Below are 14,824 nucleotides of genomic sequence, written 5' to 3'. Positions count from 1 at the left end.
CCAGCCCCAAAAGGCTGGCTGGTATTAAGATCTTAGGTTCTTATAAGGCCATGGTTTGTCGCGCCATCATCAGTTCTTCATTGGTATTGATCACGGCTAAGGCAACCTTTGAATCAGCCTGATGGATAAAGCGTTGGCTACTGGCATTTTTTTCTGGGTCTAGCTTCATTCCGAGGGCTTGCAGGTTTTGACACACGGCTTGGCGTATTGATGCCGAGTTTTCGCCGATGCCACCAGTAAATAAGATCACATCCACGCCCCCCATCTGAATCATGTAAGCCCCAATAAAATCACGGATCCGCTGTACAAAAATATCGATGGCTAGCTGGGCGCGTTGATTGCCCTGCGCCCCAGCTTGTTGAACGCTGCGACAGTCATTGGACACCCCAGAGATCCCTAATAAGCCGGACTCACTATTCATGATGTGATTCACCTCATCCAGACTAAGTTGATGCTTTTTAGCAATATAAAGCAGAATGGACGGGTCTATGTCACCGCAGCGCGTCCCCATGGCAAGCCCCGCTAGTGGTGTAAAGCCCATTGAAGTATTTACCGATTGACCATTTTCGATGGCGCAAATGCTAGCGCCGCTACCTAAATGACAGCTGATAATTTTAAGTTGCTCAACTGGGCGTTGCAGTTGTTTGGCACACTCTTGGCTCACGTAGTGATGGCTGGTGCCATGAAAACCATAGCGGCGGATTTGGTCTTCTTGGTAGAAGCGATAAGGCAGCGCATACAAGTATTGCGGTTTTGCCATGGTTTGATGAAAGGAAGTATCAAATACTGCCACTTGTTTACAATTGGGCAAACGCAGGCGCATCGCTTTAATAAAAGCAAGGTTTACTGGATTATGTAGCGGCGCTAGCTCACATAAGTCAGTGAGTTTTGCGATTACTTCTTGATCGATACGTACCGATTGCTTGAAATGGTCTCCGCCATGCGCAACTCGATGGCCAACCCCATCAATGTCATCTAAACCGGTCAATATTTTGAGACTTAATAGTTGTTCCAGTAAATAGTCGATGGCTTGTTGAGCATCGTCGAGTTGGATATTGTTCGCTTCAAGTTTTTGTTGATGGTATTCCATGACAAATAGCGCATCTTCTTTGCCTATTTTATCAATCATGCCTTTGGCGATGATCCGCTCTTCTGGCATTGAATAAAGTTGAAACTTTAGGGTTGAGCTACCCGCATTAATCGCGATTATGTTGTGCTTCATGGTTCTTTCCGTTAACTCCAGTTGAGGTATTGGCGAAGTTGGTGAATACCAACATGCTGGTAAGAGGATGTTTTAAATAGGCAGCTAACACCGGCATTTTCCAGTTGTTGTTGGGCTGCTTCAGTGGCAGAGGTCGCTAAGGTGTCAACTTTAGTCACCACGCCTATCACCGGCTTATTAAAAGCGGAGGCAAATTGGGGCGCAAAAATACTGTAGGGGTTGCTGGCGCTTTGGACAAAGGCAATCACATCAGCATCGTAAGAAGCATTGATTAAGGCGCTATAGAGGCGTGGGTTCTCCAAGTATTCACCGGGCGTATCGATGGCACTCGACACAAAGTCTAAGGTTTGAGTCTTTTGATAGTGCAGTGGTTGTTGCTGTAAGCTTTGGATCAACGTGGTTTTGCCACATTCACTTTGGCCGATTAACATCAATCGTTTCGGCATCATTTTAAGTCCGCGTGAGTTGGCAAGCACTGAATTTCATCATGTCACCAAGGGTGTATATGACTTGTTTTAAGGCATACTCTACTGATGAGACATCACCAGTGATCACCACCGAACCGGTGAATCGGTCGACAAAGCCGAGCTCGATGGCCCCAGATTTTGTGGCGATGTCTCCTGCGATAATGGCGGCCTCACTGGGCGTGATGGTCATAATACCAATGGCATTAGACTGATTGTTTAAGCCCAATTTTTTATAAAGCATTTTATTGGGGTTCGCGATGAGGTGCACCAGGGTGATTTGTTTACCCGGTACATACTCTTGAATGACGCGCTCTTTGCTATCGTTTTGCATGATGGAAATCCTTTTGCGTTTACAGCAAGCTTTGCCATAGGGCTTTATCGGGCTTAGGTATAACGCAGTTTTGTACCAGTAAACCCTGACTGCCGGCATCTTGGGAAGCCGAGGTCACTGCGGTTTTTACATCGGCAATTTCGCCGTTGAGCACCATGTAGCACTTTCCGCCAATACCAAAGGCCATATGGATCCTTACCAGTTGTACATTGGCCGATTTCACCGCACTGTCGGCGGCGGTGATACAGGCTGCAACACTGTAGGTTTCAACCACTCCCACGGCTTTTTTATGATTCACTTCACTCACCCCACTCAGGGCGGGCAAGACCGAAGCGTGTACGTTAGCGATCACAAAGCTATCGACACAAAGATGGCCACTGGCATGTTTGCCGTTTTCTACCGCTTGTTTGACTGCGCCAATTTCCCCGCCCACCAATACGATGTATTTGCCGGGGCAGATGGTTTTGGCCAACAATAATTCAACATTGGCACTTTTTAGCATAAGGTCGCTGGCTTCTATGCCTTTGGCGATACTACTGAGTTCAACTAAGCCAATTGCGTGATACATGTGTTACTCCCCTACGATGTGAATGCTGCTGGTCGAAACCTGACGAACGGTACCCGCTAGGCTGGCATGAATGGCGACGCCTAAGGCTTGCTCATCAGGCATGGCGATGCATTGGCCCTGGCTGACACTATCGCCAACCTGAACAATGGGGGTTGAAGGTTGCCCAATATGTTGTTGCACTGGGATGATGACTTGCTTAGGCTGCCAGTTTAAAGGCTGCAGTGGCGCGTCGTGATTGTAGGCCTCTAAGTTTAATCGTGAGACCAAACGTTTAATCGGCACAAAACGATAGTCAATCATTGGGTCTGCTGGGTGAAGTTCGCCCTCATATTTCATCCCCTGTTGTCTAAATTGCTGCTTGAGCATCCGATTGACTCGCATTGGTGAAATCTCAACCGGGCAGGCATAGGCTTCGCAAATACCACATTCAGAACAGGTCAATGCAGATAATAAGACCGAAGGTTGCGCCACTTTTTCATAACACACGGCTTTAACGATTTCGCTAGGTGATAATTCATGGCCCACCAAGTGTCTTGGGCAAAGCTCGGTACACATCCGGCATTGCTCACATACATTTCGAGCCATATTCATAATGGCGTCTAAAGACCGGGTTTGGCGTTGGATGAGAATATGATCTTGCGGTAGTACTAGCAGGCCACCAGTGGTTTTAGTGACTGGTTGATTGAGATCTTCAATCATTTTGCCCATCATTGGGCCGCCAACAATGTAAGCTGGATTGGCGATGCTCGTGCCTCCAGCCAAATTGAGCACTTCGGCCAAACTAATCCCAATCGGCACGGTCACCGTGAGTGCTTTGTTTACGGCGCCATTCACGGTTAAAGTACGTTGAGTCACGGTTTTATCTTGTTCCAAGGCATCCGCGACTTGCATCAGGGTTTGCACATTATTCACCAATACCCCAACGCTAATTGGCAATGCCGCAGGTGGCACTCGCCGTCCGGTAGCAAACCAGATGGTAATCACTTCATCCCCTGCGGGATAAACATCGGGCAAGATGTGGATCCGAATGTTGTCCGGCAGTTGCGGTGTGAGTGCATTAATGGCAGCTTGATACTTCTGTTTGAGAGCGATAATGCCCTGTTTGGCGCCAGTCAGAAACATCCCGTAGAGCAGGCCTCGGATCAGCTTGTCTGGGTGTTGTGCCATTAATTGTTGATCTACTTTTAACATCGGCTCACATTCTGCCGCATTCACTAAGAAGATCTCTGCCTTGGCTTGTAGCTTCACGTAAGTTGGAAAGCCCGCGCCGCCGGCGCCCACGATACCTGCTTGACGAACTTGTTTTAGCATCTGCTCTGAATTAGTTTGAGCAAGCGTTTTTTCGACGATCTGCTGATTGGTGTCGGTCATTTCAGCAATCGTAGTGGAAGCATTACTCATAAGATCGCCTCTACAATATGTCGAATGTCTTTATCGCTCACCGCACAAGGATTAGTACTGAGTGTACTATCGGCATGGGTGGCACTAATGATGGTGGCTAGTTTTTCCTTCACTTTGCTTTCATAGATCCCCAACTTGCGCAGCGACGATTTTATTTTAAGCTGTTGAAGAAGTTGATTTATATGAAAAATCAACTGATTGACGGCTGCCATATCGTTCAGTGATTTGGGGCTGAGTTGGCAATGTTTCGCCAGTCTGGCGTAGCGCTTACGGGCACGAATGTCCTTGGCGTTATGCCGGATCACATGCGGCAGTAAAATTGCGTTGGCTAAACCATGCGCCAGCTTAAACTGACCTCCCAATTGGTGAGCAATAGCATGGTTCAGTCCCAGTCCGGCCTGACTAAATGCCATACCAGCCATGCTAGAGGCGTTATGCACCTTGTTCCGAGTGGCGATGCATTGGCCGTTCACATAGGCCGTTGGTAAGTATTGAAAGATGGTTTGTACTGCTTTCTCAGCCAAGGCATCGGCAAAATCGTTGGCATCTTTAGATACATAGGCTTCAATGGCGTGAGTGAGTACATCCATGCCGGTATTGGCGGTGATCTCAGCGGGGACGGTTAGCACCAATTCGGGATCGAGGATCGCAATGGTTGGGAAAATACTGGGATGAAATAGTGGATATTTTATCCCTTTTTGCTTGTCGCTAATCACGGTTGCCGAAGTCACCTCCGAGCCCGTGCCACTAGTCGTTGGGATCGCGATGCAAGCTTCCAAAGGCAGGCTCTGGCTTTGTTCCACAAAAAAGCGGATCGCTTTGGCGGCGTCAATCGCCGAGCCGCCACCAAAGCCAATAATGATTTGAGGTTGTATTTTCTGTAGTTCAGCGATCCCCTTGACGATGGTCGAGATATCCGGATCGGCAGTGATCTCTGAAAATAGAAAGAGCTGATTATGCTGCTCCAACAACCCGGCTAAACGTGTATACAAAGGGCTGGTGGCTAAAAAGCCATCACAGACAATCCAGATCTTTTTATCTTTGAAACGCTTTAGATATTCGAGGCTGCCAATGCCACTGTATACCCGAGTTTTAACCGAAAACTTTTTCATGAGCCTATCTCTTAACATCAATTAGCGAATGGAAAATCCGTTATGCAACACACAACGACGACTGCGAGCAAAGCTTCTTGCCGAAGTGGTTCCTTCACCCGTTGGAGTGGCAATCGTAAAGGTGGTGAAACCCTCTGCGCCGACTCCAATCCCGCCGTAAGAAGGACCATTTTTAACGAAAATAGAGGTTTGCATCATCTGGGCAACTTTGTTTAAGCGAGAGACATTTTGTGAATGCATGATCGCGGTATGATGTAAGTTGTTTTCAATGCGCAGAGAAAGCGCTAAGCCCGCTTCAAAGTCTTTCACACGAACTACTGGCATCACTGGCATTAACTGTTCTTCCAGCACAAATAAGTCATTTGCTTCGGCTTCAAAAATTACCAGTTCTGGTTCTTTTTCGGGGCAATGAATACCGGCAGCCTGCAAAATAGCTGCAGGGCTTTTACCAACAAACGCTTTATTCACGGTGGTCCCTTTAAAACAGGTATCGTGCAAACGCTGAATATCTTCAGGCTTGCTCACCAAGTAAGCGCCAAAGGCCTGCATTTGTTGGATCAATTGGTCGGCAACACTGTCGACCACCACCACCGATTTTTCTGCAATACAAGGCAGGTTGTAGTCCAGAGAAGCGCCCGCTACGATACTTTGAGCCGCATTAATAATTTCTGCGGTTTCGTCTACCAAACAAGGAGGGTTACCGGCACCTGCACCAATCACTTTTTTACCAGTTTTCATGGCTGAGGCGACAATCGCTGGGCCACCAGTGACTGCTAATAAGGCGATATCGGGGTGGGCCATCATGGCTTGAGTCGCTTCAATGCTCGGCTGTTTGGTGGTCACCACCAGATTGCGAATACCACAAGCTTTAAAGGCAATCGCTTCCATTTTTTGAATTAACCACAGTGATACTTGTTTGGCTCCGGGGTGAGGCGAGAAGTACACGGTATTGCCCGCTGCCAGCATGCTAATACAGTTATTGATAATGGTTTCGGTAGGGTTGGTACTGGGAGAAATAGAGCCAATGACACCGAAAGGTGAGTATTCAAATAGCACCATACCGCCGTCACCAGTGAGCGCTTGAGTTGTTAAATCTTCCACCCCAGGGGTATTATCTAAGGCTGCTTGATTCTTTAGGATCTTGTGTTCGCTGCAACCCATGCCGGTTTCGGCCGCCGCATCAGCAGATAGTTTAGGGATCAGCGGTGCAAGCTCTTTGCGAAAGGCATCGATGATCGCACTACGGGTTTTTAGCGGGCATTGTTGGTAGCGCTTGTAAGCTTGACTTGTTGCTTGAATGGCACAGTCAACATCATCAAATAGCGCGATGCTTCCGCTGTCGTTCGATTCTGGGCTTGGCGCTTGCGCAAATTTTTCGCTGATAATACTGCGAACGATGTTTTCTAATTCCATTGTGTCCATTGTTATTTATCCTCTAAATCTAAACCACGGATCGCTGCGAGAGCGATATCTATGTCTTGTGTGACGCTGCCACCGCTAATGCCGATGGCACCGATTAATTGGTGTGCTTGATACAAAGGGAAACCACCGCCAAAGGTGACGATTTTGCCATCGCAAATGGTTTCCAATTGATACAAATCTTGGCCCGGTTGAACTAGGGCGGAAAGCTGATGGGTTGGGCTTTTTAGGGCGATCGCACTATAGGCTTTCTTTGGTGCCAATTCGCTGCTCACCAATAGGGCGTCAGGCATCCGGTAGCTCATGATCATATTGCCGTGTTGATCCACAACGGCAATCACGATCGGTACTTGATGTTTCAAGGCTGCAGCAACGGCTTGTTGCATGATGCGATGCACGGTAACAAACCCTAGAGAATGTTCAGCCAGCTTAACCGATGCATTTTCTGGCAGAGTGTCGGGGGTTGATGTGTTGGTACTGGCCTTGAGGTATTCAGCAATCACTCGTTCAACCACTTCACTATATAAAACTTGCTGATCTTCGAAGCGAGCGATGGCATACAACAGATCAGACAAGCGATTGATGTATTTCAGCAACAGTGGTCGTAGCTCGGTGAATTGGGCAAGCTCAACCAAACGTCGTTCGGCGCGGCGTGCAATGGTTCGGCTAACATGAAGTCGACTACCTGCTTCAGAGCTACCGGGCAATACGAAACTGTTGACTGGGGGGAGGGCAGACATACAGCGGTCAATGGCTTGTTCCATGGCCGTGATATGTTCGGCCTCCAGCAAGCGTTGATTGGCTTTTATTGGACTGTTATCGGCACTAGCAACTTCGGCACCTAAGTAAAATAGTTGGTGTTCAATCGCTTCTATCAGCTGGATGTTACTGGCATCTCGCATCGCTTTGCTGGCCAGGCTCAGGCTCGCATTCAGTTCGTCTACGGTGCCGTAGGCATCGACTCTGATGTCTGATTTATGCACTCGCACGCCGCCCACTAATGAAGTTGAACCAGCATCGCCTTTTTTGGTGTAAATACTCATCGCAGGCTAGGCTCCTTGTTGATAACTGAGGGAGTCGACGATGCCGCAAACGGCTAAATCAACCGCTTCGTTGGCACCATCCACAATCATTCTGGCGGATGAACTGCGGGTGACAAATACCAATTCACCTTCGCCTGCACCAACACAATCCACGGCGATTTCATCTGACCATTCGGGATTCGCTCGCTGTTGTTGGTCACCATTCACTCGGCGTACGATTAGCAACTTCTTACCCACTAAAGACGGTGATTTTTGAGTCGAAACAACGGAACCGACGACTTTTGCTAATTGCATGATTTACTCCGTTTTAATCAGTTGAATATGACGTTGAACCAAGTAGTCCTTGGCTAACTGCGTGACTAAACTCAGCTTGGGCGTGATCAGCCATTTTCCGTTGAGTTGCGCGACATGCTGGTAACTAATTAGTGCCCGAGTGTCTAGATGAATGGTTGCGCCGTGCTGATCACTCAGCGCAACTGGCAATACACTTAAGCCTTGGATCGGCAGTGCTGGGAGCAGCTGTTGATGCACGCTAATGTTGAGTTTGATGCCATAGGCAAAGGCATCTAACAGAGTCATCACGGCTGCTGGCGTCACTTGGCGTTTGCCCGCGGATGCCAGTTGTTGCAAAAACTGTAAATCGGCTAAGCACAAGGCTAAATGGCTGTGACAAGCATAAGTAGACGCCGATAGGCCCTTGGCTAAGATATCGAGGTCGACTTGATAGATTGAGCCTTCCCTTTGCTGAAGTTGTTGCAGCACGGCATCGACCAAGTAGCTTATGTTTAAGGCTTGAGTACTCACACTAGACTCCATGCTTACTTGAGCAAAATCGCGAAGGCGGAACCACTGCCAACATCGGCGGCATTGGCCTCATCGGTATCGATATGCATTTCAAGCTTCATATCGGGAGAAACGCGAATGGCTACATCATCAAAGATGGCTTTGCGCTGGGTGCCTTCAATGGCAATTTTCACAGAATCGCCGTCTTCTACTTGATAGAGCAGGGCATCGACTGGCGACATATGGATGTGGCGTAGGGCCACAATGACACCTTGTTCCAGCATTACTTCGCCGAATTCACTGACCAGTTTGACGCCAGGCGTGTCTTTGAGCTGCCCAGATAAACGCAAGGGCGCTTTTACCCCAATGCTACGGGCATCGGTGGCCGATAATTCCACTTGAGTTTTACTGCGCAATGGGCCGAGTACTCGTACCCTTTCAATGCAGCCTTTAGGACCGCAAAGGGTGACGATTTCTTCGGCGGCATACTGACCGGGTTGCAGTAACATCTTTTTGACCGTTAAATCACGGCCAGGAAATAGTTGTTGAAAATCGGCTGCTGCAAGATGAATATGACGGTTAGAAATACCGACCGGAATTGGCCGATTGCGCATTTCAAGCATCACATTTTCAATGGTTTTTCTGACGAGTATTTCGTCAATCATTTCACTTTTCCTCCATTAATACAGTCTCGTCTTGGCTCGCCTTTTTTTCTTGGACAAGCGATGTCGTGACATAAGTTACAGCTGGCGACTTGTGCCGACTCGGCTTGTTGATTTTGTTCGGTATCGAGTTCCGTTGCTGCTAATTCTGGCGCTTGTTCAGGCTGTTCAGTGTTTGTAGCGGCTGGCTCTGCTGTTGGCTCAAGCGGCTCTGTGCTTGCAGTGACTGGCTCCGTTGTTTGCTCAGGCAGCTCTGTGCTTGCAGTGACCGGCTCCGCATGTTGCTCCGGCAATTCTGTGACGACAGCGGTTGGTTCCACTGTTGGTTCTGGCTGGTCAATGATTGCAGCGGTAGGGCTTGCGGCTTTGGTCACACGACTCGCTTTCACTTTATTGGCAGCTGGCGCGGCTTTTGGCTTAGCGGGAGTGGGTAATGTCATCGCCAGCAGCTTCACGTCTGGGCGAGACAAAACTTTTTTCGAGACTAAACCACCACATTTTTCAGCGAGGGCTGCGCCAGTGCTAATGGCTGCTTGTACTGCTGCAACATCACCGGTAATTTTGATCAATGTCCAGCCAGAGCCCTTGCTGCTTTCTACATCAGCGATGCGAATAGCTGCCGATTTGGCCATGGCATCGGCGGTATTGATGGCGAGCGCTAATCCTTTCACTTCTAATAAACCGAGAGAGACTTTCACCTGTTATTCTCCTTGCTGGTAAAGCGTGTTCTTAAACGGAATACCTTTGACTAAGCGTGCCGCATTGCTCCCCAAATCTCTGAGTTGACTTGGTGGCGGTGTGGGCGTTAATTGCGCTCGAAACAAAGGTTGCTGTTCGGGTAAGTTACGATGATGTACGATCAATTCCTGTGATGAGCAGGCAATGCCCACCGCCAGCGCTGATGCTTGTGCAGCACGATAGGCTCGATGGTTTATTTGCGGTTCATCATCTTGGCGAATTTGGTAGGGGATCCCTTCTTCTTCAATCCCTAAAAGTACTTGTTGCCATGTTTCTGGAAAGTCAATTTCCGAACTACATATCAAGATGCTGGGCTTGTTATTCAATGTCATTGGTGGGGTCTCTTTTAGCTAAAGACAAAATTAAACCCGTGGCAACCGCGTTGCGTGGCCCTTCACAGCCACGAACATTGCCTTGGCCTGCAACCAGTTGGTAATGGGCAAGGGCGTCGGTCACCAATTGTGGCACTTCGAAGTCGAGTGAAGAGCCGCCGACCAAAACCACGAAAGGTATATCGCGAATGTTGCCCGTAGGGCTCACGGACTTGAGAGCGCGCAGAGAATTAGTGACAAAAACCCGAGATTTAGCGCTTTGCCGGATGGCCTTCACTTTTTCTAAGGTGAGTTCACCATCAAGCGGGATAAAGTTGTCTTCTTTGACCACCACCACTCGGGCAAAAACTTCCGAAGGCAGCGCTTTATCGAAGAATTGAACTGAGCCATCTTCGTGACGAATATGGAATAGGCTTTCGACTTTCGCGAGCGGATAACGTTTGATGTCTTCGGCTAAGTAGCGGTCTTGTAAATCCAATTCAGCGGCAATGATCATGGTGACCATTTCACCAGCACCCGCTAAGTGGATGGCAATGATGTCGCCTTTGCCATTTATGATGGAGGCATCGGTAGAACCCGCGCCTAAGTCGAGGATCGCCATCGGTTTATCGGTACCAGGGGTAGTGAGTGCACCTAAAATAGCTGCTTCGGCTTCGGCCCCTCCAATTTGTACCTCGATGTTTAGGGTGTGATGGATCTCTTCAGCGATGCGGGCCATCTGTAGATGATCTGATTTCACCATGGAGGCGATACCCACGGCATGCTCTAAGGAAAATTCACCAGCCAGACCGCCTTGTACATTCATGGGGACAAAGGTATCAACCGCCAGTAAGTCTTGAATAAATACTTCGTTGCTGGGTTTATTGGTGAGTTCGGCCATGGTTTGGCGAACATTCTCTAACATGCCACCAATGTTGGTGCCAGCTTCACCGGAAGCATTATCTAAGTGTTCAAATGAGGTAACAGCGTCCATGATCGCTTCGCTACCTTGGGTAATATCAATATTGAGACTACGACCGCGACTAAATAAGGAAAGTTGTCCAGCGGGAATGGTCCGCGCTTTCACATCGCCTTTGGGCGTTTTAACCACCACCGCCGAACGCGTACCAATTAAGGCGCGCGCTACCGGCACCACGCTTTTGGTCTCTTCGGCACTGAGTGAAAATAGGGTGGCAATTCCATAAGGATTGGCCAGAGTTTTAATCACTTGGCCTTGCTGGGCAACTTCAATTGCGGCGCGCATCCCCATCGGGATTTTCTCAATGAAGCTGACCTCGTCAACGATTGGAATCACTTTGTCGAGGCGGTTATTGACCAACACGCCATCGTCATTTTGTAGAATTGCACCGACAATCTGGTAACCCGCTTGACTGGCGGCATTGATCATCTGGGCGGCATCGGCAAAGTCGATATTTTTTGGCACTACCAGCAGATAAGGTTCTGAACTGTCGCGCTTTAATAATTCATCAAAGGTAATCGTGATGCCTACGCCAACCCCTAAACCGCCAGGCGTTTTAGGGTTGTGGCCGATCATGGTTGACTCGGTGATGATGGTTTCGGTAATCATCTCCATGGCAACATCACCGATCACCGGCGTGGCTTCGTTAATACGGATAAGATTAAGATCCTCGAGGGCGATCCCAGCTTTGGCGACTAATTGATTTAGCGCTTTATAAATCCCCATGAGGTTTTGTTTAGTGCCTTTGATCCCAGTCGTTTCGGTAATCGAAGCACAGATGAACTGCACCTCATTACCCTCACTTTGTTTTGCTAAAGTGACTTCTGTGGATGAGTTGCCAATATCAACACCAACAATGTAGCTCATAATCTTTCCGTTTTTATTTTCAAATAATCTGTCGAATGAAAAAGAAATTAGTTGTCGCCTTTCAGTTTCTTTCTCGGTACGTAGAGTTCTGCTGCTTCTCTAACAAAATCGGCACAGATTTTTGCTTGGTACTTGCTCTCTAACTCTTGAGCAATGTCCATTAGCTCTTGCTTGCTTGAGCGGTAAGGACGCAGGGCATTGTAAATATCTAATACCTTGTCATCGGGTACCGCGGTGAGTTCAGCGGCACGCTCGAAGTTGAGCGCGAGTCGATCACGCCCAGCATCTCTTGCGACCTCAGCCTGAATTCTTAAAATTTCAGGGGTGATCCGCATGTCCTGATTGGTTACCGAGCCGTTTAACACGTTGGCAAGCGTGATGTCTTCGGCGGTTTTACCAGTTGGGGTTTTGATCCAGTCAGGATGTTTGGTGACTAAAGGGTAATCATCCACTGTGACACCGCCGGAACTCTTCGGTGTTGCACTGGCACTCGGTATCGAGGCTTGCTGGTTGGTCATTTTTTCCAGCACGTCTCGAACCATTGATTCAATCGCTTCTGAATTCATTTCATCATCCTTATTAAACGGCAACTTTCAGTTCGACGGCTTTTTTACCAGTCACCACATGTTTGGTTTCTTTGATATGTAAGACCGCAGATTTGGCTTGATACTTAGGTCGCGCCATCTGATCGTTCATGGTAGGCACCGGTTGTGGTGTTTCACCTTTTGCATATTTGGCGGCGTTTTTACCTATGTGGCGATAGGTTTCCTGGGTGAGCAAAGGTGCCTGTGGAAATAGCTCTAAGTTAGAAAGTGGTGGCAAGCCTTTTTGGTGAATCACGGTGGTGCCCTTAGATTGGATCCCCACGCAAATACCAGAACCACATAACTCTTCACCTTCCACGGCAACAAAGGCCACATCCGATGATTTAAAGCAACGTACCACGCGCGCACTGAGACCTTCTTCTTCAATACCTGCAATCATTTCGCGTAAAATCGCTTGGTGCGGCACGCCAACAATGCTTTCGGTTTGTGATAAGCCAAAGGCTGGACCAACCGCAATGACAACTTCATCACGTTTGGTACTGATTTTTGCTTCGCCCATGTCTTGTAAAAAGCCTGAGCTTGCACGCTGATTCGGCGTGCTATCAAACGACACCGCTTGCGGCTGCGTTTGCATGTTGCCGATTACGTCTTCAATAATCTGACGCAATAGTTTTTCATTGATTTCCATAGTCAGCTTCCTTAATTAAACTCATTCGGGTCTAAGGCATTTGGAATGTTCTTCAACAGTTCCCAACGCTCACCTTCAAGTTGATAACCGGTACCGGGTCCGGCATAGTCATTGAGATGATTGACTGCAGAAAGGACTTGGTTGTCGCCAACGATGATGGCTGAGGTATGCAAGTAATCGCCGCTTAGTTTAGCTTTTTGGATATCCAACATATTTTGCGCGATATCTTCGAAACCACCTTTTGCCAAGGCTTGCACTACTTCTAAACCCGTCCGGTTTTGATCAATGATTTCTTGTGCTGCTTTAATGTCTTCAACCATGTTGCGTTCTGGCATATCTTTAGAGCCGTGAGCGTAAGTAGCTGCCGTCACTTCTTCATCGGTGATGGCTGGTAGACCCATGCCTTTGAAGATGGCTTGTAAGGCGCGGGCAGCTTTGTTACGAGTCGCCACCACATCTTCTTCACGCACTGGGTTTAATCCGCCGTCAACTTTTAAGTCGCGTTGAATTACGTTGTAATCATCGAAATCTTCGGCATCTTCGTTAGAACCGGCAAACATGTTGTCGTAGTTTGGCGTTGCTGAATAACCAGAAGAAATAAAGTCAGTTCCAGGCAGAAACTGCATCAATAAGCGAGCGGTACGGCGCATATCTGAGTGGGTAAAGGTTTGGTCATTACTAGACGCACACTCTAAATCTAGCGCTGAACAAATTAAGTTTTCGGCCAATACCGCACGAATACCTGAAGGGACCGCTGAAGGAACTCCAATACAGCTCACAGAGCCATTTTGTAAGCCTTGAACCCCGGCTGCTTTGGTGATGTAGATACACCGCGCTTCCAGATATAGCATCGATTTGCCTTCGGCATACCCCATTTGAACTTCTGAGCCACTGCCAGAGGTAAAACGCATTTTTAGGCCACGAGAGGCATAAGAAGAGGCAAGAAAACCCTTCGACCAAGGTGTATCATCGCCGTCAGTAAATACCGGTTCTGTACCATAAACTGAAATAGTTTCGGCGTAACAGGTATGGCCTAACATGCCGAGCTTCAATTCGGTGGCTTCTTCCAATGAACATTGAGTCAATACCCCTGGACGGCCAACTTGTGAACCGACGAGTAAGGCAATGGCGTTAAACGGCGCGTAACGGGCAACCGCCACGGTGGTTTCTTGTTCATCAAAGCCACGTAATGCACCTTCGGCAGCATCCGCAGCAATTTGTACTGGGTTGTCTTTGATGTTGGTGACGTGAGCTTGTTGAGAAGGTGATTTTCTGGCGCGCATTTTCTGCATCGACATCATCATCTCAACTACATTCATATGTGACATTACCTGGACAATCTTGGCGGGTGTCATCGCGGTAGTCAGTGGCACAATTTCTTTGCGTGGCACATTTGGATCGCACAGCATATTGGCGAGTTTCACCGAATCCATTGCCATCACTTTTTCAGCGTTGGCCAAGTTAATGCCGTAGCGGGCGATAAAATGGTCGATTAAATCGAAGTCGGCTTTGGTTTTGCCATCGAGCTCAACCACGTCACCATTGACTATTTTAATCGATGGTTTTGGATCATTCGGGCTATCCATTGCGATAAACCCTTCTTCGATCCACTCTTTCACAAAACCATCCTGGTTGACCGGGCGTTTTGCTAATGCTTCAAATCGTTTTGATTTCATGGAACAACCTCT

17 protein-coding genes are annotated in these 14,824 nt (G+C 48.2%); all 17 read right to left on the bottom strand.

All coding sequences use genetic code 11. The annotated features are described in order from the left end of the window. Positions 1-40: 40 nt before the first annotated feature. From ACRRSY_RS15385 to pduC, 17 genes are read right to left on the bottom strand one after another with little or no spacing between them, the layout of a single operon-like run. Complete coding sequence (locus ACRRSY_RS15385) at positions 41-1,222, bottom strand: acetate/propionate family kinase (RefSeq protein WP_432463607.1); 1,182 nt, start codon at positions 1,220-1,222, stop codon at positions 41-43. Positions 1,223-1,233: 11 nt separating this feature from the next. Continuing rightward, positions 1,234-1,671 carry a EutP/PduV family microcompartment system protein gene (locus ACRRSY_RS15380; RefSeq protein ID WP_432452364.1) on the bottom strand — a complete coding sequence of 146 codons (438 nt, stop codon included), beginning with the start codon at positions 1,669-1,671 and terminating at the stop codon, positions 1,234-1,236. Position 1,672: 1 nt separating this feature from the next. Beyond that, positions 1,673-2,020, bottom strand: a complete 348-nt coding sequence (eutS, locus tag ACRRSY_RS15375) for an ethanolamine utilization microcompartment protein EutS (protein WP_432452365.1) — start codon at positions 2,018-2,020, stop codon at positions 1,673-1,675. A 19-nt stretch (positions 2,021-2,039) separates the two neighbouring features. Continuing rightward, positions 2,040-2,588 (bottom strand): BMC domain-containing protein, encoded by a 549-nt coding sequence (locus tag ACRRSY_RS15370; RefSeq protein ID WP_432459778.1) that lies wholly within the window; start codon positions 2,586-2,588, stop codon positions 2,040-2,042. 3 nt (positions 2,589-2,591) lie between these two features. After that, entirely contained in the window at positions 2,592-3,989 is a 1,398-nt protein-coding gene (locus ACRRSY_RS15365) for a 4Fe-4S dicluster domain-containing protein (protein WP_432463606.1), read from the bottom strand. Further along, positions 3,986-5,101: a 1-propanol dehydrogenase PduQ gene (locus tag ACRRSY_RS15360; protein WP_432459775.1), complete on the bottom strand. Its 1,116-nt coding sequence runs from the start codon at positions 5,099-5,101 to the stop codon at positions 3,986-3,988. Before ACRRSY_RS15360 ends, ACRRSY_RS15365 begins: the two co-directional genes overlap by 4 nt. A gap of 21 nt (positions 5,102-5,122) precedes the next feature. Beyond that, positions 5,123-6,523, bottom strand: coding sequence for an aldehyde dehydrogenase family protein (locus ACRRSY_RS15355; protein WP_432452369.1), 1,401 nt, complete (start codon positions 6,521-6,523; stop codon positions 5,123-5,125). A 2-nt stretch (positions 6,524-6,525) separates the two neighbouring features. Then, complete coding sequence (locus ACRRSY_RS15350) at positions 6,526-7,563, bottom strand: cob(I)yrinic acid a,c-diamide adenosyltransferase (RefSeq protein WP_432459774.1); 1,038 nt, start codon at positions 7,561-7,563, stop codon at positions 6,526-6,528. A 6-nt stretch (positions 7,564-7,569) separates the two neighbouring features. Further along, complete coding sequence (locus ACRRSY_RS15345; RefSeq protein ID WP_432452371.1) at positions 7,570-7,857, bottom strand: EutN/CcmL family microcompartment protein; 288 nt, start codon at positions 7,855-7,857, stop codon at positions 7,570-7,572. 3 nt (positions 7,858-7,860) lie between these two features. Beyond that, entirely contained in the window at positions 7,861-8,367 is a 507-nt protein-coding gene (pduM, locus tag ACRRSY_RS15340; protein WP_432463605.1) for a PduM family microcompartment protein, read from the bottom strand. Between the two features lie 14 nt (positions 8,368-8,381). Next, positions 8,382-9,011 (bottom strand): phosphate propanoyltransferase, encoded by a 630-nt coding sequence (locus ACRRSY_RS15335; protein WP_432452373.1) that lies wholly within the window; start codon positions 9,009-9,011, stop codon positions 8,382-8,384. After that, a complete protein-coding gene (locus ACRRSY_RS15330) occupies positions 9,008-9,706 on the bottom strand; it encodes a BMC domain-containing protein (protein WP_432452374.1) in 699 nt (232 codons plus the stop codon). Before ACRRSY_RS15330 ends, ACRRSY_RS15335 begins: the two co-directional genes overlap by 4 nt. A 3-nt stretch (positions 9,707-9,709) precedes the next feature. Further along, positions 9,710-10,078, bottom strand: coding sequence for a glycerol dehydratase reactivase beta/small subunit family protein (locus tag ACRRSY_RS15325; protein WP_432459773.1), 369 nt, complete (start codon positions 10,076-10,078; stop codon positions 9,710-9,712). Further along, complete coding sequence (locus tag ACRRSY_RS15320) at positions 10,065-11,903, bottom strand: diol dehydratase reactivase subunit alpha (protein WP_432459772.1); 1,839 nt, start codon at positions 11,901-11,903, stop codon at positions 10,065-10,067. Before ACRRSY_RS15320 ends, ACRRSY_RS15325 begins: the two co-directional genes overlap by 14 nt. A gap of 47 nt (positions 11,904-11,950) precedes the next feature. Beyond that, positions 11,951-12,469, bottom strand: coding sequence for a propanediol dehydratase small subunit PduE (gene pduE, locus ACRRSY_RS15315; protein ID WP_432452377.1), 519 nt, complete (start codon positions 12,467-12,469; stop codon positions 11,951-11,953). A 13-nt stretch (positions 12,470-12,482) separates the two neighbouring features. Further along, positions 12,483-13,136, bottom strand: coding sequence for a propanediol/glycerol family dehydratase medium subunit (locus ACRRSY_RS15310; RefSeq protein ID WP_432452378.1), 654 nt, complete (start codon positions 13,134-13,136; stop codon positions 12,483-12,485). Positions 13,137-13,147: 11 nt separating this feature from the next. Next, positions 13,148-14,812, bottom strand: coding sequence for a propanediol dehydratase large subunit PduC (gene pduC, locus ACRRSY_RS15305; RefSeq protein ID WP_432452379.1), 1,665 nt, complete (start codon positions 14,810-14,812; stop codon positions 13,148-13,150). Between the last annotated feature and the right edge of the window lie 12 nt (positions 14,813-14,824).

It is taken from the genome of Agarivorans sp. QJM3NY_33 (assembly GCF_050870865.2).
In the GTDB taxonomy this organism is placed as follows: Bacteria; Pseudomonadota; Gammaproteobacteria; order Enterobacterales; family Celerinatantimonadaceae; genus Agarivorans.
The sequence above is the reverse complement of the archived record's forward strand: the minus strand, read 5'-3'. Positions and strand labels throughout refer to the sequence as shown.

Excerpts from the sequence above, each read along its gene's own strand:
- ACRRSY_RS15385 (WP_432463607.1), bottom strand. The coding sequence starts at position 1,222 with ATGAAGCACAACATAATCGCGATTAATGCGGGTAGCTCAACCCTAAAG.
- ACRRSY_RS15380 (WP_432452364.1), bottom strand. The coding sequence starts at position 1,671 with ATGATGCCGAAACGATTGATGTTAATCGGCCAAAGTGAATGTGGCAAA.
- eutS (WP_432452365.1), bottom strand. The coding sequence starts at position 2,020 with ATGCAAAACGATAGCAAAGAGCGCGTCATTCAAGAGTATGTACCGGGT.
- ACRRSY_RS15370 (WP_432459778.1), bottom strand. The coding sequence starts at position 2,588 with ATGTATCACGCAATTGGCTTAGTTGAACTCAGTAGTATCGCCAAAGGC.
- ACRRSY_RS15365 (WP_432463606.1), bottom strand. The coding sequence starts at position 3,989 with ATGAGTAATGCTTCCACTACGATTGCTGAAATGACCGACACCAATCAG.
- ACRRSY_RS15360 (WP_432459775.1), bottom strand. The coding sequence starts at position 5,101 with ATGAAAAAGTTTTCGGTTAAAACTCGGGTATACAGTGGCATTGGCAGC.
- ACRRSY_RS15355 (WP_432452369.1), bottom strand. The coding sequence starts at position 6,523 with ATGGACACAATGGAATTAGAAAACATCGTTCGCAGTATTATCAGCGAA.
- ACRRSY_RS15350 (WP_432459774.1), bottom strand. The coding sequence starts at position 7,563 with ATGAGTATTTACACCAAAAAAGGCGATGCTGGTTCAACTTCATTAGTG.
- ACRRSY_RS15345 (WP_432452371.1), bottom strand. The coding sequence starts at position 7,857 with ATGCAATTAGCAAAAGTCGTCGGTTCCGTTGTTTCGACTCAAAAATCA.
- ACRRSY_RS15335 (WP_432452373.1), bottom strand. The coding sequence starts at position 9,011 with ATGATTGACGAAATACTCGTCAGAAAAACCATTGAAAATGTGATGCTT.
- ACRRSY_RS15325 (WP_432459773.1), bottom strand. The coding sequence starts at position 10,078 with ATGACATTGAATAACAAGCCCAGCATCTTGATATGTAGTTCGGAAATT.
- ACRRSY_RS15320 (WP_432459772.1), bottom strand. The coding sequence starts at position 11,903 with ATGAGCTACATTGTTGGTGTTGATATTGGCAACTCATCCACAGAAGTC.
- pduE (WP_432452377.1), bottom strand. The coding sequence starts at position 12,469 with ATGAATTCAGAAGCGATTGAATCAATGGTTCGAGACGTGCTGGAAAAA.
- ACRRSY_RS15310 (WP_432452378.1), bottom strand. The coding sequence starts at position 13,136 with ATGGAAATCAATGAAAAACTATTGCGTCAGATTATTGAAGACGTAATC.
- pduC (WP_432452379.1), bottom strand. The coding sequence starts at position 14,812 with ATGAAATCAAAACGATTTGAAGCATTAGCAAAACGCCCGGTCAACCAG.